Consider the following 20,363-nt stretch of genomic DNA (forward strand, 5'->3'; position numbering starts at 1 on the left):
CGCGGGTTCGGTCGGCCCGTCCGCCAGTGTCATCACGGCGAACGGGCATCGCATCATATCGGGCGCGCGGTCAAAGCTCTTGCTGAACCTCGTTCGAGGCATCGGAAATGGCTTCACCACCGGCCTGGACGTCCTGACCGAAGCCCTCTGCCGTTTCGCAAGCTGCGAGGGCAAGCACGGAGAACAGGGCAAGTATCTGGAGTTTCATGGGTTTCATCCTTTCAAGACGGGCGCTGTTCACCGCCGGGGCGATTGCAGCGCGTGTGGTCGATCAACGTTCGGGGGGCCAATCGGTTCCTGAGCGGGCGCGCCATGCCACCGGGCGGCGGTGTGCTGTCTTCGGGACACGGCGCCGAACGTCGCAGCGGATGCCCGTGGCAACGCGGTGACGTGCAGCCTTGGCGCTGTTGCGGACCGTGTCCCCGGGATGACGCGTGCAGGGGTCAGCCGCCGGTGAACTCTTCGACGAATGACGGATGGATGGGCGCGATGCGATCCAGGTCGCCGACCTTGGCGCCAGACCGGCGCAGGGACGCCAGAAGGGCGATCAGATCCTCGGCATGGTCGGCCACGATCTCTGCCCCGGTCAGGGTGCCGCCCGTGTCAAAGCCGAGCCGGAAGATCTGTGGCTCAGGGCCGTCCGCCGGGCCCAGGACACTGTCCGACAGGGTGCGGAACGTGTCGGTCCGGAGCGATCCGTCCGCCGTGCCGACAAAGGCCGCAGGCGGGTAGACAAAGGCGGTTGTGGTGACGTTGTCCAGATCAATCAGGGCGCCGCCATCGCCGTGCAGCATATGGGCCAGTTGCCGCCCGTCCGACGTGGCCACCGGGGTCAGCGGCATCCGGTCCGCCGCATCGCCCAGGGCATGGACCCCGGGCACGTTCGTGGCAAGCCAGTCATCCACCTGCGCGGCCCCGCTGTCGGCACAGACCAGATTATCAGACAGCGGCCCGAGCGTGTCGATGTTGGGCGTGCGGCCCACGGCCGCGATGACGGCATCGGCCTCGACCTGCGCGCCACTGGCAAGCGTGCAGCGCAGGCCCGTATCCGTGCGATGAACCGCAGCCAGGCCCGAGCCCAGGTGCAGGGTGACACCGTCGTGTTCGAACATGTCTTGCACATGCTGGGCCAGCACCGGGGGGAAGGTATCAAGGATCGTGGTCCCGTCCTGCACAAGGGTGATGTCGCTGCCCATGGCGGCAAAGATCGCCGCGAACTCGCACCCGATATACCCGGCCCCCACGATCAGGATGCGCGCGGGCCGGGATGTCCAGGACAGGACGTCGCGACTGTCGCTCAGATGTTCGGACCCTTCGATGTCCAGCGGTGTGGGGCGTGCGCCGGTGGCGATGACCACGTGTTCCGCGGTGTAGGTCGTATCGTTGACGCGCACGCATGTGCCATCAACCTGCGCCTGGCCGCGCACAAGGGTCACGCCGTCCTCTGCCAGGGACGCTTCGAACCCGTCCCGGATGCCCGCGATGTGCGTGTCGCGGCGGTTGGCCAGTGTCTGGAAATCCATCGACGCCGGGCTGAAGATGCCGGTCGTGTGCGCCGCTGCCAGTGCGCGCTGCATCTGTCCCGCAGACCACAGGATCTTTTTCGGAACGCAGCCCCGGTTCACGCAGGTGCCGCCCAGGTCTTCCTTTTCCACCAGCAGGATCTTTGCGCCTAGTCCCGCCGCCGTTCGGGCGAACGAAAGGCCCCCGGATCCGCCGCCTATGACGATGCTGTGGAAGGTGGTCTGGGTCATGCTGATGCTCCGAAGTCAGGGGCGTGCGCCGATTGTGTCGGCGCGCTTGCACTAACCCCTGACGTTCAGGTTCAGTTCCACGGCGTGAGGTGCCGCCTGACCGCTCTTGCCGCCGCCGTCGAGGCGTTGGGAGCGATCGAAAGGCTGCTGCAGTCAGTCGGTGTATGTATCATGGGACGTGTCACATGCTGAGTGCAATTTGCCACGTCTTTCGATCACCTGTTTTATTTGGGTGTGCCCGCAGAATTTGCTGGATCACCGGTGCTGAAAACGAGCATGGAAATACTGCTGTGGGCGACAGGTCGCTTGGCTGACCAGAAAATCTTCGAGTTTCGGCGCGAAAAACCATCTCGATCATGTGGAATGAGGAGAAATTCAAACCGCCGTGTAAAAACTACGTCGGTTCAGTCAATTGCATACGAACTGTATGTAACCGTAGATGCCGAATAAATGCGCGTGCTATCGCCGGAGTTGGTTTGTTGTCTGATGTCACAAAGTAGGTTCGATATTCGATTGGTGATTCAAACTTCCTAAACACGACGTCGTCGGACCGATAGTGAACAACCGGGAACGGATTGATCACTGTAACGCCAAGCCCGGTTTGTGCCAGGTCCACTGCTGCAAAGGATGTTGAGGCTTCCGCCACGATCCTCGGAACGCTCCGGCTGTTTGTCAGGACCTTCTCCAACTGGGCACGTCTTGAATGTCGACGACTGAGCGCGATCAGAGGCTGGTTGTGGAGATGTGTTGGGTGGATCGTGTCAAGCTGTGCCAAGTCGTGGTCCTTTGGCATCGCGCATGCGGCTGCTGATTGCCTGTAGGGTGTAAGCTTTACACCTTGTCTTGTCAGATCGATGCCGGACACGCCCAGATCGGACCGATCTTCCTGAACGCGCCTGATCACATCCTCTGATGAGTTCACTTCGAGGCTGATAAAAAAGTGAGGGTTTGCCTGCAAAAACGTTGCAATGTGACCAACCAAAAACCGATGCGCGTATGTGGGCGGCGCTGTCAGGCGCAGTGTTTCCTGAGTTGGCTCTATCGGGCCGTCGATCCGGTCCAGTGCCTCGAACAGTGGGTCAAGGCGGCGGTTCAACTGGGTTGCTTCGAATGTCGGCCGCAAACGGCCCCCATCCCGTTCGAACAAGATACGCCCCAGGCGCGCCTCCAATGAGGAGATGGATCGACTGATCGCCGACTGAGAGAGCCCAAGGCGCAGCGCCGCTTTGGACGTGGTGCCGCTTTCCATGAGTGCGCGCAGCGCCTCGTATTCCGGCAAGCTGTGCCAAGTCCGTCCTGCCATGACATCCTCTGCGATAATATCATCAGTCTATGAAGTATTATCATATACATAACCGTATCCCATGAGAATTTATGACATACAGTGGCTCAGCTACCATTGTTTTCGGGACGACACCCATGGGGTCTTCAACCCACCCACCCATTTTCGACGGTCATAATGATGTCCTGCTGAAACTTTTTCGGGCAGGGCGCACATCTGTTGAAGATAGCTTTGTGAACGGGGGTGACAGTGCCATAACGCTGCCGTCCGCCAAGGCTGGCGGATTTGGCGGCGGCTTTTTCGCGGTGTTTATTCCGTCTCCCATGGACTTGGACGACAAGTTCGAGGAGATGACCAAGGACGCATACGATCTTCCGGTGCCGGATCCCATTGCGTGGGAAGACGCGTTTCCCGTTGTCATGTCACAGGCTGCGATCCTGTTCGAGCTGGAAGAGCAAGGCGCCTTGACTGTGTGCCGCACAACCGCCGAACTTCGAAAGTGCCTGTCAGCCGGTAAGATCGCGGCAGTTTTTCATATCGAAGGGGCCGAAGCGATTGATCCGGACCTGGATACCCTCGACGTGCTGTATCAGGCCGGGCTGCGATCTCTTGGACCGGTATGGAGCCGCCCGACGATCTTTGGCCACGGTGTCCCGTTCCGCTATCCAAGCACGCCGGACACGGGCCCAGGGTTGACGGATCACGGCTTGCGCCTTGTCACACGGTGCAACGACCTTGGCATCATGGTTGATCTGTCACACCTCAACGAAGCGGGGTTTTGGGATGTTGCCCGGCATTCGAGCAAACCGCTGGTTGCGACCCATTCCAACGCGCACGCCATTTGCCCGCATTCGCGGAACCTGACGGACAAGCAACTTGCGGCAATTGCCGAAAGTGGTGGTATGGTAGGGTTGAACTTTGCGGTCGCGTTCCTGCGCGCGGACGGAAAGATGCTTCCTGACGTGCCGATCGAGCAGATGATCCGCCACCTTGATCATCTGATCGAAACGATGGGTGAGGATTGCGTCGGGTTCGGATCAGATTACGATGGCGCGGTTGTGCCCGAACCGCTGACATCCTGCGCCGGGCTGCCGAAATTGCGGGCAACCATGCGCCAACACGGTTACGACGACGCATTGATGACGAAACTCTGCCAGGGGAACTGGCTTAGAGTGCTCGAGAATACCTGGGGGGCATAACCCGGGCGCAAGAACCACAACAGATTTCTGACAACAGAGGAACAGATCAAATGAATACATTTGCACGATTGCTTACCGGTGCCGCGATCGGCGTTGCCGTGAGCGTGACATCGTTCGCCGCGGTGGCCGAAACACCGGCAAACATGCTGGTCATCGCACACCGGATTGACGACGTCACAACGATTGATCCCGCCGAGAGTTTCGAGTTTGCGGGGTCCGACATCAGCCGCAATGTCTATGGCCGCCTTGTCAGCCTGGATCCCAACGACCTGGCCGCCGGGTACAAGCCCGACCTCGCCACAAGCTGGGAGGTGTCCGAAGACGGGAAGACCATCACCTTTACCATGCGCGAGGGTGTGACGTTCCATTCTGGCAATCCGGTAACCGCCGAGGACGCAGCATTTTCGTTGCAACGTGCGGTCATCCTGAACAAGACGCCTGCGTTTATCCTGACGCAGTTCGGCTTTACCGCCGAAAACGCGACCGAGACAATCCGCGCCGAAGGCAACACGCTGATGATCACAACGGACAAGCGCTATGCGACGTCCTTTGTGCTGAACTGTCTGACGGCGACCATCGGCGCCATCGTGGACAAGGAAACCGTCATGGCCAATGAGGTTGACGGCGACATGGGCAATGCGTGGTTGCAGACCAATTCCGCAGGCTCCGGCCCGTACAAGCTGGACAGCTGGAAGCCCAATGAGAGTGTCACGATGTCTTCGAACCCGGATTACTACGGCGGTGCACCGGCGATGGAGCGTGTCATCGTGCGCCATGTCCTTGAAAGCGCGTCGCAGCGGCTGCTTCTGGAACGCGGCGATATTGATATCGCGCGCAACCTGAACCCAGAAGACATTGCAGGTGCGTCGCAAGCCGATGGCGTGAAGATCGAAGACGAGCTGAAGGGCCGTCTGATGTACATTGCGCTCAACCAGAAGCACCCTGAGCTGTCGAAGCCTGAAGTGCGGCAGGCCTTCAAGTACCTGATTGACTATGAGGGTATGCGGGACAGCTTTCTAAAGGGCCAATACACGATCCATCAGAACTTCCTACCGGCGACCTATCTGGGCGCGTCTGAGGAAAATCCGTTCTCGTACAACATAGAAAGGGCAAAAGAACTGCTGGCTGCGGCAGGTGTTGAGGACCTCGAGATCGAGATTGGTGTGCGCGAGGCGCAGGAGCGGATCGAGATTGGCCAGAGTTTCCAGAACGCAGCTGCGCAGGCCGGTATCACCGTGAACATCACCGTCGGCACCGCCAAGCAGATCCTTGCGCGGTACCGGGCGCGTGAACTTGATGTCTATCTGGGCGCTTGGGGGCCGGATTATCCGGATCCGCAGACCAATGCGGGCACGTTTGCCTACAACCCTGACAACTCGGACGAGGCCAACGCAACCGGTCTGCTCGCCTGGCGCAACAGCTGGGATACTGGCGGTCTGACGGAAAAGGTCGATGCTGCGGTGGTCGAGAATGACCGAGACACCCGCATCCAGATGTATCAGGACATTCAGGCCGAATTCCGCGAAACGTCGCCCTTTGTCATCATGTTCCAGCAGATCGAACAATCTGCCTTGCGGGACAATGTAACCGACTGGTCCACCGGCCAGGCTGTGACCTCCGCCGCTTATTGGCAGGTCACCAAGTAAATGGCCCTGACCGGGGACAACGGGAGGGGGCGCGTTCGCGCGTCCCTTCCTCCGTGGATCAAGACCACCGCCCTGACCATTGGCTCCATCGCGATGACGATGCTGGGCCTTTTGTTTGTGACGTTTATCATCGGTCGCGTGATGCCGATTGACCCGGTGCTGGCGATCGTGGGCGAGCGTGCGTCGCAGTCCACCTACGACGCGGTGTTTCTGGAACTGGGTCTGGATAAGCCGCTGGTTGTGCAATTCGGCTATTACATCTGGGACGTGCTGCATCTGGATTTCGGCACATCGCTGTTGAACGCAAGACCCGTGTCTGAAGACATCGCCCGGGTCTTTCCTGCAACGCTTGAACTGGCAACGCTCGGCATCATCATCGGCATCGTGATCGGCGTGCCACTGGGCGTCGTTGCGGCGGCACGCAAGGGATCCTGGATTGATCAGGTTGCGCGCGTCCTGGCCCTTGTTGGCTATTCGATGCCGATCTTCTGGCTGGGCCTGATGGGCCTTCTGATCTTCTATGGCATTCTCGGTTGGGTCGGTGGACCGGGTCGCGTCGGCATCTTCTATGTTGATGTGGTGCCCAGCGTGACGGGCCTGATCCTTGTTGACGCGGCACTGGACGGCAACTGGGACGTCTTCAAAAATGCCTTCAGCCACATCATCCTTCCCGCATCGCTGCTGGGCTACTTCTCGCTCGCCTATATCAGCCGCATGACGCGGTCGTTCATGCTTGAGCAACTGAGCGCCGAATACATCACCACCGCGCGGGTCAAGGGCATGTCCGAGTGGGACGTGATCTGGAAACACGCGTTCAAGAACATCCGGGTGCAACTGATCACCGTGATTGCACTGAGCTATGCCACCCTTCTCGAAGGCTCCGTGCTGACCGAGATCATCTTTTCCTGGCCAGGCATCGGCAGCTACATTACCACGGCGCTTTTGAGTGCGGATATGAACGCTGTACTGGGTGGCACAGTCGTTGTCGGGCTGATCTTCATTCTGCTCAATATCTTTTCCGACCTGCTCTACAAAGTCTTTGACCCGAGGGCCAAATAGATGGCGGACATGACCCTCCGGCAGTGGCTGCTGACGGATACACCGACCTCGCGCCGCCACGCCAAACTCTCCGCGCTGTACCAGGGCTGGCTTGCGTTTCGGTCGAACACGATGGCGATGATTGGCCTTGGGATCTTGCTGGCGCTTGTATTGATCGCCGCAGCCGCGCCGCTATTGGCGCCGCATGATCCATTTGTTCAGAACCTTGGCAACCGGCTGGCCCCGCTCGGGTCAGAGGGGCATCTTCTTGGCACGGACAGTTTGGGGCGCGACATCCTGTCCCGTCTGATCTATGGCGCGCGGATCACGCTTTACATTGTGGCGCTTGTGGCGCTCATCGCGCCTGTGGTCGGTCTTTTGGTCGGGACAGTCTCCGGCTATCTGGGTGGATGGGTTGATATCGTCCTGATGCGGATCACCGATATCTTCCTCGCTTTTCCGCGCCTTGTGCTGGCCTTGGCTTTTGTTGCTGCCTTGGGCGCCGGGATCGAAAACGCAGTCATCGCCATCTCGCTAACCGCTTGGCCCCCCTATGCCCGGATTGCACGGGCAGAGACGCTGACGATCCGGTCGTCCGACTACATCTCGGCGATCAAGCTTCAGGGGGCAGGTGGCCTGCGGATCATTACGAAACACATCTGGCCGCTGTGTATCTCATCGCTGATCGTACGTGTCACGCTGGATATGGCGGGGATCATTCTGGCCGCGGCGGGTCTGGGGTTTCTGGGGCTAGGCGCGCAACCGCCCAGCCCGGAATGGGGCGCGATGATTTCCGAAGGACGCCGGTTCATTCTCGACCATTGGTGGGTGGCCACCATGCCCGGGCTTGCGATTTTCACCGTGTCCCTGGCGTTCAACCTGCTGGGTGACGGCCTGCGCGACGTGCTTGATCCAAAGGCGGGTGAATGATGGATTCCCTTCTGGATATCGAAAACCTTTGGGTGCGGTTCCCGACGCGTCAGGGTGTCTTTGACGCGGTGCGCGGTGTTTCTTTTACGCTGGGGCGCGAACGGCTTGGTATCGTGGGTGAGAGTGGGTCAGGCAAGTCGATGACCGGTCGGGCCATCCTACGCCTGATCCGTCCGCCGGGTATTGTCGAAGCGGATCACATCAAGCTGGACGGCGTGGACCTGTTGCAGAAGTCGGAAAAGGCGATGCGTGCCGTCCGGGGCGAGCGCATTTCGATGGTCATGCAGGATCCCAAATTCTCGCTGAACCCGGTGATGACCATCGGAGACCAGATCATCGAAGCCTACAGGCTGCACAACAGGGCGTCGAAATCCGAGGCGCGGTCCAAGGCGCTCGAGATGCTGGAGGCCGTGTCGATCCGCAACCCCGAACGCGTCATGCGCGCCTACCCGCACGAGATGTCGGGCGGTATGGGACAGCGGATCATGATCGCGATGATGCTCATCCCGAATCCGGAGATTTTGATCGCAGACGAGCCGACCTCGGCCCTCGATGTCTCCGTGCAGCGTCAGGTGCTCGACATCATGGACAAGCTGGTCAAGGACAGGGGCATGGGACTGATCTTCATCAGCCACGACCTCAATCTGGTTGCCGATTTCTGCGACCGGGTTCTGATCATGTATGCGGGCCGGATTGTCGAGGTGTGCGATGCCGACAAGCTGCATGATGCGCAACACCCCTATACACGCGGCTTGCTGAACTCGCTGCCGCGGCTCGACACGCCGCGCGACCGGTTGGACGTTTTGGCGCGTGACCCCGCCTGGTCAGACACCCCAAGCGTGAGTGGGCGCATATGACAATGCTGAGCATTGAGGGCCTGAACGTGTGGTTCGGACGCGACAGAGACCGTGTGGACGCCGTCAAAGGCGCGTCATTTGATGTGAAGGCCGGAGAGAGCTTCGGCCTTGTCGGTGAAAGCGGTTCGGGAAAGTCCACCATCCTGCGCGCGATCACCGGCCTTGCGCCGACCTGGTCGGGCAGGATCACCGTGGATGGTCGGGCTATCGAAAAGGCCCGCCTGCGCGCCTTCTATAAGCAGGTCCAGATGGTGTTTCAGGATCCCTACGCGTCGCTCCACCCGCGTCACTCTGTCGATGCGGTTCTGGGCGAGACGCTGCAATTGCATGGATTTTCTGACATCGACACACGTGTCGTGAAATTGCTTGATGATGTTGGGTTGGGACAGAAGTTTCGGTTCCGGTATCCACACCAGTTGTCGGGCGGGCAACGCCAGCGCGTGGCCATTGCCCGCGCGCTGGCCCCAGAACCACAGCTCTTGCTGCTGGACGAGCCGACCTCGGCGCTAGATGTTTCAGTGCAGGCCGAAATTCTCAACCTGCTCGCCGATCTGCGGCAGGAACATGGCCTTACCTTTTTGATGGTCTCGCACGATCTGAGCGTCGTGGGTCACATGTGCGACCGGCTTGCGGTGATGAAGGACGGCGAGATTGTCGAGATTATGGAGGTTGCAGCCCTGCGCGCCATGCAGGCCACGCATCCATATTCACAGCACTTGCTTCAGGCGTCGGTCTGAGGCGCAATTCAACAGGGGGACTTCATGTATCATATCAGAAATCGTCTACTCGCCGGTGTCGCCGCCGGGTTTCTGGCGGTCGCGCCGCTAGACGCCCAGACGCCGGACAACATGCTGGTGGTTGCGCAAAACATAGACGACATCGTCACGATCGACCCCGCATCGGCGTATGAATTCAGCTCGGGCGAATACGTGGCCAACACCTATGACACGCTGGTGCGTTACGACGCCACGGACACGACCGTTCTTGCGCCGGCGTTGGCGACCGATTGGCAGGTCGATGCCGAAAACAAGGCAGTCACGTTCACCTTGCGCGATGATGTCACCTTTCACTCAGGCAACCCGCTCAGGGGTGAAGATGTGGTCGGATCTTGGAAACGCGTGGTGTCACTCGACAAGGCGCCCGCTTTCATCCTGACCCAACTCGGCTGGACCCCCGAAAACATCGAAGAGATGGTGACCGCCGACGGCAACACGATCACCGTTCGGTATGAGGGCGACTTCGCCCCGTCTTTTGTCCTTAACGTGTTGGCCGCGCGCCCGGCGTCGATCGTGGACATGGAAACCGTTATGGCCAATGAGGTCGATGGCGACATGGGCCACGCCTGGATGAACCGGAATTCAGCTGGCACAGGGCCGTTCAGCCTTGGCACTTATCGCCCCGCCGACATTCTCTCGCTGGATGCCAATCCGGATTACTATCTGGGCGGCCCCGCCATGGAGCGCGTCGTGATCCAGCATAATCCGGAAGGAGCCACACAGCGTCTGCAGCTGGAAGCAGGCGACATTGATATGGCCAAGAACCTCGATCCGGGCCAGATTGCCGGGCTTGAGGGCGTCGATGGTGTCAGGGTCGAGACCTATCCGCAGGCAGCGGTGCACTGGGTGTCCTTCAACCAGAAAACCGAAAGCCTGACCGATCCAGCGGTCTGGGAGGCTGCGCGGTATCTGGTGGATTACGAGGGGATGGCCGACGGTATGCTCAAGGGACAGATGAAGGTGCACCAGGCTTTCTGGCCGGACGGTTTTCCGGGTGCGCTGACGGACACGCCATTCACCTACGACCCGGAGAAAGCCAAGCAGATCCTGGCAGATGCCGGGGTCGAGACGCCGATCAGCGTGACGATGGACGTCATTTCTGCCCCGACGTTTGTCGAGATGGCGCAGGCTTTGCAGGCGTCCTTTGCCCAGGGCGGGATCAACCTTGAGATCGTGCCGGGCACCGGGGCGCAGGTCATTACAAAGTACCGTGCCCGCACGCATGAGGCGATGATGCTGTACTGGGGACCGGACTTCATGGACCCGCATTCCAACGCCAAGGCGTTCGCCTTCAACGCAGACAATTCGGACGACAAGTATGCATCGACCACCACTTGGCGGAACGCGTGGATGCCGCCCGCCGAGATGAATGAGAAGACCATGGCCGCCCTCTCAGAACAGGATGCCGACACGCGGTTGGAGATGTATCTGGAACTGCAGAAAGCGACGCAAGCCGAAGCACCCTTTGTCATCATGTTCCAGGCGATCAAGCAGGTCGCGATGCGCGATACTATCCAGGGGTTCGTGAACGGTGCCACCTCCGACTACGTTTTCTACCGCCTGGTTGAAAAGAAGTGATGGAAACAGCGTCCCCGGATGCCTTTTTTGCCAAATTGCACGAGAATATCGGGGGGCGCTTGTTCACCGTCACCGTACTTGACCGAAAGGCAGGGCTTGCACAGCGTGTGTATTCGTCGGACCCTGAGGCTTATCCAGTTTCGGGAACCAAGCCGATGTCGCAGGGCGCGTGGACTGACATGGTCATCAACCGCGCAGAAACCTTTGTGGCAAACACGGTGGCAGAGTTTGCCATCTATTTCGGTGATCACGCATTGATCGAAAGCCTGGGCTGTCAATCCGCCCTGAATGTGCCGGTTTTGGACAACGATCAGGTGATTGGGACGGTGAATGTGCTGGACCAAGAGCACCATTTCACGCCGGAACGCGTGCAACGCTGTCAGTCCATCGTGCAGGAACGGCGCGACGAACTCGTCGCGACGCTGCGCGGCTTTAAGCCATGATCTCGCTTGGTGCATCAGCGCGTCACGCGGTGAACAAACGTCTGTCGTCCCTCTGGTGATTTAGGTTTCAGCGTGATGATGTGGCGGCATGAAACATGCATGTCAGCAGCGCGGGGGTGATGATCATGGCAGGGCCGCTTGACGGGTTGAAGGTCGTCGAAATGGCCGGCCTCGGTCCTGCACCACTTGCTGGCCAGTTGCTGTCGGACATGGGTGCGGAGGTTGTGGTTATTGACCGTGCTTCCGCGCCGTCGGACGTGCACGACATAAATCGACGAGGCAAACGGTCGATCGCCCTGAACCTCAAGTCCGATGTGGGTCTTGCAGTCGCCCGCGATCTGATCTGCCAAGCCGATATCCTGATCGAAGGCTTCCGGCCCGGTGTGATGGAACGGCTGGGGCTGGGACCCGCCGATCTGCCCGACACGCTGATTTATGGCCGAATGACAGGCTGGGGGCAGGAGGGTCCGCTGGCCCAAACTGCGGGCCATGATCTGACCTATCTGGCGCAAACCGGTGTTTTGAGCTTACTCGCAACGGCCGACGCGCCACCGAAACCGCCGTTGAACCTGATCGCCGATTATGGCGGCGGCAGCATGTTCCTGATCTTTGGCATTCTATCAGCTGTGATCGCACGAGGACGCACCGGCAAAGGGCAGGTTGTGGATGCTGCGATGATCGACGGCGTACCCGCCATGATGGGGCTGTTGCACGGGTTCATGGCGAGCGGTTTTTGGTCGGAAGAGCCAGGTACGAATTGGCTGGATGGCGGTGCGCCATTCTACCGATGCTACCGGTGCGCTGACGGGCGGGACATCGCCGTTGCCGCGCTTGAACCGCAGTTCTATGCCGCCTTGCTCGACGGTTTGGGGTTGGATGCGGCGACACTGTCTGATCAGAATGATCGCGAGCAATGGCCTGCGATGACGAAGATGTTCAAAGAACTCTTTGCCAGCCGTTCAAGAGACGAGTGGGTCGAAACCTTTGCGGGCACCGATGCCTGTGTTGCACCGGTTCTGTCGATGGCAGAGGCGCAACGCGATCCACATCTCAAGGCCCGCGGCACCTATATTGCACCAGACGGTATCGTACAGGCGGCGCCAGCGCCGCGTTTCAGCAGATCCGCCCCACGCACCCCGGCACCGCCGACGCCGCCCGGAGCGGATGCACATGCATTGCTGTCCGAACTTGGTTACGACGACGCGCGCATCGAAAACCTGCGTCGTGAAAGGCACCTGACATGAAGGCAATTATCGTGGGTGGCGGCATCGGCGGACTGTCTGCCGCAATTGCGTTGCACCTGCGTGGCTGGAACGTCTGTGTTTGCGAACAGGCGCCGGCATTGACCGAAGTTGGCGCAGGGCTTCAAATCTCGCCCAATGGCTGGCGCGTCATTGAAGCGCTGGGCGTGGCCGACCACTTGGCGAAGGTGGTTTTCGAACCCGAGGCTATTGAAATGCGGCTGGGAACATCCGGCCGCCGTGTGTTTCACTTGCCGATGAAGGGTTACGCGCTGAAGAGATGGGGCGCGCCCTACTTTCATGTGCATCGGTCGGATTTGGTCGATGCTTTGGCGGCGCGCTTGGCTGAGCTCGCGCCAGACGCGGTTCGAACCGCGCGTCCCGTCTCCGGCTACACGTCTTCGGGTGTGGTGCAGTTCGACGATGGTGAGACACAAGACGCGGATCTTGTCGTGGGTGCCGATGGACTGCATTCGATCATCCGGCGCCAGATGCTCGGCTGTCAGTCCCCCCGCTATACCGGCAATGTCGCATGGCGGGCGGTCGTGCCTCTGGCCGATTTGGAAAACCCGCCGCCGCCAACCGCTTGCGTTTGGGCGGGGAACAAGCGCCATGCGGTGACCACGCGGTTGCGTGCGGGCACGATGGCCAATTTCGTGGGCATGGTCGAACAAGACGAACCTGCACCGGAAGGTTGGAGGGTCGAGGGCAGCCGCGACGATGCGCTGGCGGCCTTTTTGGGCTGGGACCCGACAATTGTCAGGTTGATCGAACACGCGCCTGTTTTGAACCGATGGGCACTTTTTGACCGCCCGCCATTGCCGCGTTGGCATGATGGCCGGGTCGCCCTGTTGGGCGATGCCGCCCACCCGATGCTACCATCCATGGCGCAAGGAGCTGTTCAGGCACTGGAAGACGCCTGGACACTTGCAGCCATACTGGACGGAGCTGACGATATCGAAGCTGCATTGGGGCAGTATTACGAACGGCGCATCGGCCGCACCGCTCGCATTCAGGCAGGATCGGCAGCAAATGCGCGGATGTTTCACAAAGCATCTGTTTTGGGGCGTATTGGTTTCTATGGACCAATGGCTGTGGGCGCACGCCTGTTTCCCAGCCTGGTTCACGCCCGTCAGGACTGGGTCTACCGCCATGATGTCACGGGCCAGACTTAACCGCCAAGTCTGTCCCGCAAGGCCTGCGGGGTTTGGCCCGTCCACGCGTTGAATGCCCGGTAGAAAGAGTTCGGGTCACGATACGCGAGCAAGTAGCTGATCTCGGCAACATTCAGGTCGGTCGAGGTCAGGTATTCGCGGGCGAGATCGGCGCGCGTTCTGTCCAGAACCGCCTGGAAACGCGTGCCCTCATCCCTCAAATGGCGTTGTAAGCTGCGTGTGCTCAGGCGCATCCTCCTTGCGGCCGCTTCAATTGTTGCTTCCCCGGCCGGCAGCATTTCTGCAAGGGTTGCACGCAACCGAGCCGATACAGCCTGTTCCTCGGTCCGCAGGCGCATCTGGCGTTTGAAACTGGGTTCCAACTGCGCCCACTGCGCGGGATCGGCAGACAAGAGCTTGCGGTCGGCATCCTCGGGCGACAATGTCAGCTTTGTTGGACCTCCCAAAGTGATCTGCACACCCAGAAACTCTTCGAGTGCGCGGTGGCAAGGCAGCTGTTCCGGCAGCTGCGCGCGTAGCGGCACCATGTGATGTCCGGTGCATCCCCGGATCGCTTCGGTCAGGAATACCAGTTCGGCTGCCCCAAATGTCGATGGCAGCGGCAGGTTTGGCTGGTTTGAGGTTTTCGTGACCTCAAGCGCCTGTGTCTGCGTCCGCTTGAGACCCAGATACAACGGCCCGGTAAGCGGTTTGAACAGCGAAAGCCGCTCCAATCCGACGGCGACGCGTGGGCTGCAAGTAAACGCGAAAAAGGCGGGGTTGAACGGCCCACGAGCGTAAGCACGCCCAAGGACAAGCGGCGTGTCGTTGCGGTTGGCCTCTGCCATGATGGCGTTCCATCCGGAAAAGTAATCTGCCGCATTCACCCCACGCCCTTCGTTCCGCAAAAAATCAGTGGGAAACCGCATCCGCCGCATCACCGCTGTGGGGTCAACGTGAAGCAGGCCGCACAGTTGTTCCGTCGTCCTGCCGATCTTGTAGTATGTGTCATGCGCTGCTGCCATGCGCGCATTGTGCCGTGCGCACGCCAGCAATGCCAGTATTGTGGCGGGATCTGCAAATGTATTGGCGCTCTTTGCGCGTCAGCTCTTGTTCATCCGGTTTTCGATCAGATCATCAACAACCGACGGATCGGCAAGGGTGGACGTGTCGCCAAGTGCGCCGAAATCATCTTCGGCAATCTTGCGCAGGATGCGTCGCATGATCTTGCCCGACCGGGTCTTGGGAAGGCCAGGTGCCCATTGGATCAGATCGGGTGACGCAATCGGTCCAATCTCGGTCCGAACCCAGGTCCGCAGTTCCTTGCGAAGCTCCTCATTGGGCTCTTCGTCGTTCATCAGGGTCACGTAGCAATAGATGCCCTGACCCTTGATGTCGTGCGGGTAGCCCACGACCGCCGCCTCTGCCACCTTGGAATGCGCAACAAGCGCGCTCTCGACCTCGGCCGTGCCCATGCGGTGACCAGACACGTTGATGACGTCATCGACGCGGCCGGTGATCCAGTAGTCGCCATCTGCGTCCCGGCGGCAGCCGTCACCAGTAAAGTAGTAACCCTTGTAGTCCGAGAAATAGGTTTTCTCGAACCGCTCGTGATCGCCCCAGACGGTGCGCATCTGTCCGGGCCAGCTGTCCGCGATGACGAGCACGCCCTCGACCCCGTTGCCCTCGATGATCTCGCCGGAAGCGGGCTCCAGCACCAACGGTTTGATCCCGAAAAACGGCTTCATCGCCGCGCCCGGCTTGGTTGCGTGGGCGCCGGGCAGGGGGGTCATTAGATGTCCACCCGTCTCGGTCTGCCACCAGGTGTCGACAATGGGGCAGCGCCCGCCACCCACAACGTCGTTATACCAGTTCCACGCCTCGGGATTGATCGGCTCACCCACCGTGCCGAGCACCTTGATGCTGCTCAGGTCGCATTTCGTCACAGGATCGTTCCCGTGCGCCATGAGCGCGCGGATCGCGGTGGGCGCCGTGTAAAACTGTGCCACCTTGTGCTTTTCGCATACGTGCCAAAAGCGAGAGGCGTCCGGGTAGGTCGGCACCCCTTCGAACATCAGGGTCGTGGCACCATTCGCCAGCGGGCCATAGACAATGTAGCTATGCCCCGTGACCCATCCCACGTCTGCGGTGCACCAATAGACATCGCCGTCCTTGTAATCGAATGTGATCTCGTGGGTGAACGCGGCGTAAACAAGATAGCCGCCGGTTGTGTGTACCACGCCTTTGGGCTGTCCTGTGGACCCGGAGGTGTAAAGGATGAACAAGGGATCCTCGGCACCCATCTCCTCTGGCGGGCAATCGTCAGCTGCTTTTGCAGCTTCTTCGTGAAGCCAATAGTCCAGTCCGTTGCGCCACGCGATCTGCTGACCCGTGCGTTTGACGACAAGGCACTTCGTGTCATCAATCACGTTGATCAGCGCTTGGTTCACGTTGTCCTTCAGGTTCGTCACCCGGCCCCCGCGCGGCGCGCCATCGGCGGTGATAACGACCTTGGCGTCGCAACCCGACACACGGGCCGCCAGCGCGTCGGGCGAGAAGCCCGCAAAAACGATGGAATGAATGGCCCCGATCCGCGCGCAAGCGAGCATGGCATAGGCCGCTTCTGGTATCATGGGCAGATAGATGACAACCCGGTCGCCTTTGCCAACGCCAAGATCCTTGAGCACGTTGGCCATCTTGCATGTCTCGGCATGCAGTTCGCGATACGTGATGTGCTTGGCCTCATCCTCCGGACTGTCCGGTTCCCAGATGATCGCTGTTTGATCGCCGCGCGCCGCAAGATGACGATCAATGCAGTTGGACGAGACGTTTAATGTTCCGTCACCATACCAGTTGATCGCCACGTTGCCGAAGTCATAGGACACGTCTTTGACCTGGCTGTAGGGTTTGATCCAGTCGATGCGCTTGCCGTGTTCACCCCAGAAGCCAGCCGGATCGGCGATGGATGCAGCATACATCTCTTTGTATTTTGCGGCGTCTACATGGGCATGTGCGGCCAATTCTGGGTTTGGCGCGTGGGTCTTGGTATCCGACATGGTTCCTCCCGGTCGTGCAGTCGTGTGATCGGAGGCGCACAAACCGCGCACCCCGCCACACCTGCGGCGGGTCTCCTCCCTCTTGTCTGTGATAATACGCAACGCAGCGCAGAAGGAAATAAATGAGACGTTGGTTGTAGGGGATCATCGCGACCAGCCGCTGTAGCGAGCCCGCGCAAACGGCTGCACTTCGCTTGCGAGCCCTTGGCAGCGCAGCATCGCCACGTTAGCCTCTCCGCAAGCGGGCCGACACGTCCCGCAGCAAGGGAGAGATATCATGAAAACGATCGCAGTGGGCGGCATCGCCGCAGCTATTTCCTGCACTTTCGCGCTCGAAGCGGCCGCGACCGAGTGGAATGTGTCGGTGTGGGGCAAGCGCCGTGCCTTTACTGAACATGTCGAGAAACTGGCAGAGTTGGTCAGTGAAAAGACGAACGGCGAATTCACAATGAACATCAGCTACGGGGGGCTGTCCAAGAACCGCGAGAATCTGGATGGCATTTCCATCGGCGCCTTCGAGATGGCGCAGTTCTGTGCGGGCTATCACCGCGACAAGAACCGCGTGATCACGGTCCTGGAACTGCCCTTCCTGGGTGTTGAGAACCTGGAACAGGAAGTGGCTGTTGCTTCTGCTGTGTATCAACACCCCGCCGCAATAGAGGAAATGGAGCAGTGGAACGCAAAGCTGCTGATGACCTCGCCGATGCCGCAATACAACATCGTGGGAACGGGCGAGCCCAAGACGAAATTGTCCGACTTTGAAGGGATGCGCGTGCGCGCGACCGGTGGGCTGGGCAAAGCGTTTGAAAGTGTTGGCGGCGTGCCGACGTCTGTAACGGCGACCGAAGCCTACCAGGCGATGGAGTCGGGCGTTGTGGATACAGTGGCCTTCGCCCAGCACGCGCACCTGTCCTTTGGCACCATCAACCAGGCGGATTGGTGGACGGCCAATCTGAACCCCGGTACCGTGAACTGCCCTGTCGTCGTGAACATCGACGCCTATGACAGCTTGTCGGATGACCACAGGGCCGCGCTTGAAAGCTCGATCCCCGAAGCACTGGATCACTACCTGGCCAACTACGCGGAACTGCTGGAGCGCTGGGACAGCGTGTTGGAGGAGAAGGGCGTGCAGAAGGTCGAGATTGCACCTGACGTGATCGAAGAGTTCCGTGCTGCGGCGGCCGATCCTGCACGTGATGCTTGGATCGCTGATATGGAAGCCCAAGGGATCCCAGGCCAGGAACTCTATGATCTGGTCGTCAAGACTCTCGCGGACGCCAAGGGCGGCAGCTAAAAGACTGGCTCGGCAGGTCCTACTACCTGCCGAGCCAGAACGAACAACCTCATTAAGGGGGCGGGCATGGCAGGTACATCCACTGTGCTGGAGGATTCCAGCCTACTAAGTCGCTTGGACCGGGCCTTGCTGCCCATCGAGCGCGTGATGGCTTTGCTCAGTGGCCTGGCCGCCTTTTCCCTCATGTTCCTGGCGGCTTACTCCGTGTCGGCGCGCGAATTCTTCGAAAAGCCGCTGCTGGGGTACGTCGACTACATCGAAGCGCTGATGCCGCTGATCGCAATCATGGGCGTGTCTTACGTGCAGCGCAGTGGCACCCATATCCGCATGGACATCATTGTCGGCGCCATGCGCGGGCGTGTGTTGTGGTTTGTCGAATTGGTGATGGTGCTGCTGATCCTTGTTCTGATGATCGCGCTCGTCTGGGGGGCGTGGGCGCATTTCGACCGCTCCTTTGATTGCGCGCGACCCTTGTGCAGTCGCGACAGTTCCATCGACATCTCGATGCCGCTCTGGCCGTCAAAGCTGCTGGTGCCAATCGCCTTTGTGGTGCTCTGCGCGCGCCTGGTTTTGCAAGCCGTCGGCTACGCGCGGGCGCTCTGGCTGAACCTGGATCGCCCCGTGGCCGTGCCGCTGATACAGAGCGTGGCGGCCCAGGCCAGGGCCGAGGCCGACGCGTTGGAAGGGGCGGATTGATGGATCCGATCACAATCGGTCTGTGGACCACGGGCGGCATGCTGTGCCTCGTCTTTCTGGGCATGCGCGTCGCTTTCGCCGCCGGCCTGGCGGGATTTGTGGGGCTGGTGTGGTTGCGCTGGAACGGGTTCGACTATGCGCCCGAACGGTTCGGGAAGGCGGTCGAGATCAGCGTGAAAATCGCAGGTCAGGTGCCACATTCCAAGGTGTCTGCCCACGCGCTCAGCCTGATCCCAACGTTCATCCTGATCGGCTACCTCGCCTACTACGCAAAGTTGACGACCGCCCTGTTCGATGCGGCCAAGAAATGGATCGCATGGGTGCCGGGCGGGCTCGCTGTTTCGACAGTTTTTTCGACTGCCGGTTTCGCCGCGGTATCAGGTGCATCCGTCGCGACTGCAGCCGTGTTTGCACGCATCGCCATCCCCGAAATGCTCAAGATCGGATATAACAAGCAGTTCGCCGCGGGTGTCGTGGCCGCAGGTGGAACGCTTGCATCCCTGATCCCGCCCTCCGCCATCCTCGTTATCTACGCCATCATCGTGGAACAGGACGTGGGCAAACTGCTGCTCGCAGGGTTCATTCCGGGTGCGTTTTCCGCGTTTGTGTATGCCGTTCTCATTATTGGTATCGCGGTCATCTTCAAAAATGTCGGACCGCCGGTTGGCGGTTTCACATGGCGCGAACGCCTGGTCGCGTTGCCACCTGCGCTGCCCATCGTGGCCGTGGTCGTGATCATTATCTTCTTCGTCTACAACCCTTTCGGTGATGCATGGGGCACGCCGACCGAAGGCGGTGCTGTGGGCGCGTTCATCGTGTTCCTGATGGCGCTCTACCGCGGAATGCGCTTGTCCGAACTGAAGGACGCGCTGATCGAAACCGCCAAGCTGACCGTGATGATCTTTACCATCATCTGGGGCGTGCTGATCTACGTCCGGTTCCTGGGCTTTGCCGACCTGCCGGGCGCCTTCAGCGACTGGATCACCTCGCTGACCGTTTCACCCATGCTGATCCTGATCTGCATCCTGCTCGCTTACGCCGTGCTGGGTATGTTCATGGACGCCATAGGCATGCTCCTTCTGACATTGCCCGTCGTTTACCCGGCGGTCATGGCCCTGAACGGGGGCGAGTTCGTGAGCGCCGAGGACAGCGCCTTTGGCATGTCAGGGCCCATGTGCGCGATCTGGTTCGGGATCCTCGTGGTGAAGATGGCGGAGTTCTGTCTGATCACGCCGCCCATCGGCCTCAACTGTTTCGTCGTGGCGGGCGTACGCGATGACCTGAGTGTGCAGGATGTGTTTAAAGGCGTGACGCCGTTCTTCATCGCGGACGCGATCACGATCGCACTTCTTGTGGCCTTCCCCGCAATCGTGCTGTGGTTGCCCTCACTCGCGTGAACGGCGGACGGAGGCGATGATG

At 60.1% G+C, this 20,363-nt stretch carries 19 protein-coding genes; 13 read left to right on the forward strand and 6 right to left on the reverse strand.

From position 1 onward, the window contains the following. Nucleotides 1–70: 70 nt before the first annotated feature. From BWR18_RS01840 to BWR18_RS01850, 4 genes are all read right to left on the reverse strand, one after another. On the reverse strand, nt 71–208 hold the full coding sequence (locus tag BWR18_RS01840; protein WP_157598619.1) for an entericidin A/B family lipoprotein: 138 nt from the start codon (nt 206–208) through the stop codon (nt 71–73). 235 nt (nt 209–443) lie between these two features. Continuing rightward, on the reverse strand, nt 444–1,754 hold the full coding sequence (locus tag BWR18_RS01845) for a dihydrolipoyl dehydrogenase family protein (RefSeq protein ID WP_076626445.1): 1,311 nt from the start codon (nt 1,752–1,754) through the stop codon (nt 444–446). 181 nt (nt 1,755–1,935) lie between these two features. Continuing rightward, complete coding sequence (locus BWR18_RS21535; RefSeq protein ID WP_157598620.1) at nt 1,936–2,112, reverse strand: hypothetical protein; 177 nt, start codon at nt 2,110–2,112, stop codon at nt 1,936–1,938. Between the two features lie 36 nt (nt 2,113–2,148). After that, entirely contained in the window at nt 2,149–3,057 is a 909-nt protein-coding gene (locus BWR18_RS01850; protein WP_076626446.1) for a LysR substrate-binding domain-containing protein, read from the reverse strand. Between the two features lie 116 nt (nt 3,058–3,173). On the opposite strand from BWR18_RS01850, the gene BWR18_RS01855 reads away from it, so the two are divergent. The 10 genes from BWR18_RS01855 (at nt 3,174) to BWR18_RS01900 (ending at nt 13,919) form a co-directional block, all read left to right on the forward strand. After that, nucleotides 3,174–4,235, forward strand: a complete 1,062-nt coding sequence (locus BWR18_RS01855; protein ID WP_076626447.1) for a dipeptidase — start codon at nt 3,174–3,176, stop codon at nt 4,233–4,235. A 50-nt stretch (nt 4,236–4,285) separates the two neighbouring features. Then, nucleotides 4,286–5,881, forward strand: a complete 1,596-nt coding sequence (locus tag BWR18_RS01860; protein ID WP_076626448.1) for an ABC transporter substrate-binding protein — start codon at nt 4,286–4,288, stop codon at nt 5,879–5,881. Continuing rightward, nucleotides 5,882–6,940: an ABC transporter permease gene (locus BWR18_RS01865; RefSeq protein WP_076626449.1), complete on the forward strand. Its 1,059-nt coding sequence runs from the start codon at nt 5,882–5,884 to the stop codon at nt 6,938–6,940. Continuing rightward, a complete protein-coding gene (gene nikC / locus BWR18_RS01870; RefSeq protein ID WP_076626450.1) occupies nt 6,941–7,849 on the forward strand; it encodes a nickel transporter permease in 909 nt (302 codons plus the stop codon). Then, nucleotides 7,849–8,706, forward strand: coding sequence for an ABC transporter ATP-binding protein (locus BWR18_RS01875; protein WP_076630060.1), 858 nt, complete (start codon nt 7,849–7,851; stop codon nt 8,704–8,706). The genes nikC and BWR18_RS01875 overlap by 1 nt, the downstream gene beginning before the upstream one ends. After that, nucleotides 8,703–9,443 (forward strand): ABC transporter ATP-binding protein, encoded by a 741-nt coding sequence (locus BWR18_RS01880; RefSeq protein WP_076626451.1) that lies wholly within the window; start codon nt 8,703–8,705, stop codon nt 9,441–9,443. The genes BWR18_RS01875 and BWR18_RS01880 overlap by 4 nt, the downstream gene beginning before the upstream one ends. A 24-nt stretch (nt 9,444–9,467) precedes the next feature. Beyond that, nucleotides 9,468–11,060, forward strand: a complete 1,593-nt coding sequence (locus BWR18_RS01885; RefSeq protein WP_076626452.1) for an ABC transporter substrate-binding protein — start codon at nt 9,468–9,470, stop codon at nt 11,058–11,060. Continuing rightward, on the forward strand, nt 11,060–11,503 hold the full coding sequence (locus tag BWR18_RS01890; RefSeq protein ID WP_076626453.1) for a GAF domain-containing protein: 444 nt from the start codon (nt 11,060–11,062) through the stop codon (nt 11,501–11,503). Before BWR18_RS01885 ends, BWR18_RS01890 begins: the two co-directional genes overlap by 1 nt. Before the next feature lie 125 nt (nt 11,504–11,628). Then, nucleotides 11,629–12,747, forward strand: coding sequence for a CaiB/BaiF CoA transferase family protein (locus tag BWR18_RS01895; RefSeq protein ID WP_076630061.1), 1,119 nt, complete (start codon nt 11,629–11,631; stop codon nt 12,745–12,747). Beyond that, the gene (locus BWR18_RS01900) at nt 12,744–13,919 is read left to right on the forward strand and encodes an FAD-dependent monooxygenase (RefSeq protein ID WP_076626454.1); all 1,176 of its coding nucleotides are present in this window, start codon (nt 12,744–12,746) and stop codon (nt 13,917–13,919) included. Before BWR18_RS01895 ends, BWR18_RS01900 begins: the two co-directional genes overlap by 4 nt. On the opposite strand, the gene BWR18_RS01905 is transcribed toward BWR18_RS01900, so the two are convergent. Together BWR18_RS01905 and acs are read right to left on the reverse strand one after the other, a co-directional pair. Further along, nucleotides 13,916–14,923, reverse strand: a complete 1,008-nt coding sequence (locus tag BWR18_RS01905) for an AraC family transcriptional regulator (RefSeq protein WP_076626455.1) — start codon at nt 14,921–14,923, stop codon at nt 13,916–13,918. The two genes, BWR18_RS01900 and BWR18_RS01905, sit on opposite strands and share 4 nt — an antisense overlap. Nucleotides 14,924–15,001: 78 nt before the next feature. Then, nucleotides 15,002–16,954 carry an acetate--CoA ligase gene (gene acs / locus BWR18_RS01910; protein WP_076626456.1) on the reverse strand — a complete coding sequence of 651 codons (1,953 nt, stop codon included), beginning with the start codon at nt 16,952–16,954 and terminating at the stop codon, nt 15,002–15,004. Between the two features lie 277 nt (nt 16,955–17,231). Between acs and dctP the strand changes: the two genes are divergently transcribed. The 3 genes from dctP to BWR18_RS01925 all read left to right on the forward strand — a co-directional run bounded on the left by dctP (nt 17,232) and on the right by BWR18_RS01925 (nt 20,341). After that, nucleotides 17,232–18,248, forward strand: coding sequence for a TRAP transporter substrate-binding protein DctP (gene dctP / locus BWR18_RS01915; RefSeq protein ID WP_076626457.1), 1,017 nt, complete (start codon nt 17,232–17,234; stop codon nt 18,246–18,248). A gap of 66 nt (nt 18,249–18,314) precedes the next feature. Next, nucleotides 18,315–18,944 (forward strand): TRAP transporter small permease subunit, encoded by a 630-nt coding sequence (locus BWR18_RS01920; RefSeq protein WP_076626458.1) that lies wholly within the window; start codon nt 18,315–18,317, stop codon nt 18,942–18,944. Further along, complete coding sequence (locus BWR18_RS01925; protein WP_076626459.1) at nt 18,944–20,341, forward strand: TRAP transporter large permease; 1,398 nt, start codon at nt 18,944–18,946, stop codon at nt 20,339–20,341. The genes BWR18_RS01920 and BWR18_RS01925 overlap by 1 nt, the downstream gene beginning before the upstream one ends. The last annotated feature ends 22 nt before the right edge of the window (nt 20,342–20,363 follow it).

It is taken from the genome of Tateyamaria omphalii (assembly GCF_001969365.1).
Classification (GTDB): domain Bacteria; phylum Pseudomonadota; class Alphaproteobacteria; order Rhodobacterales; family Rhodobacteraceae; genus Tateyamaria; species Tateyamaria omphalii_A.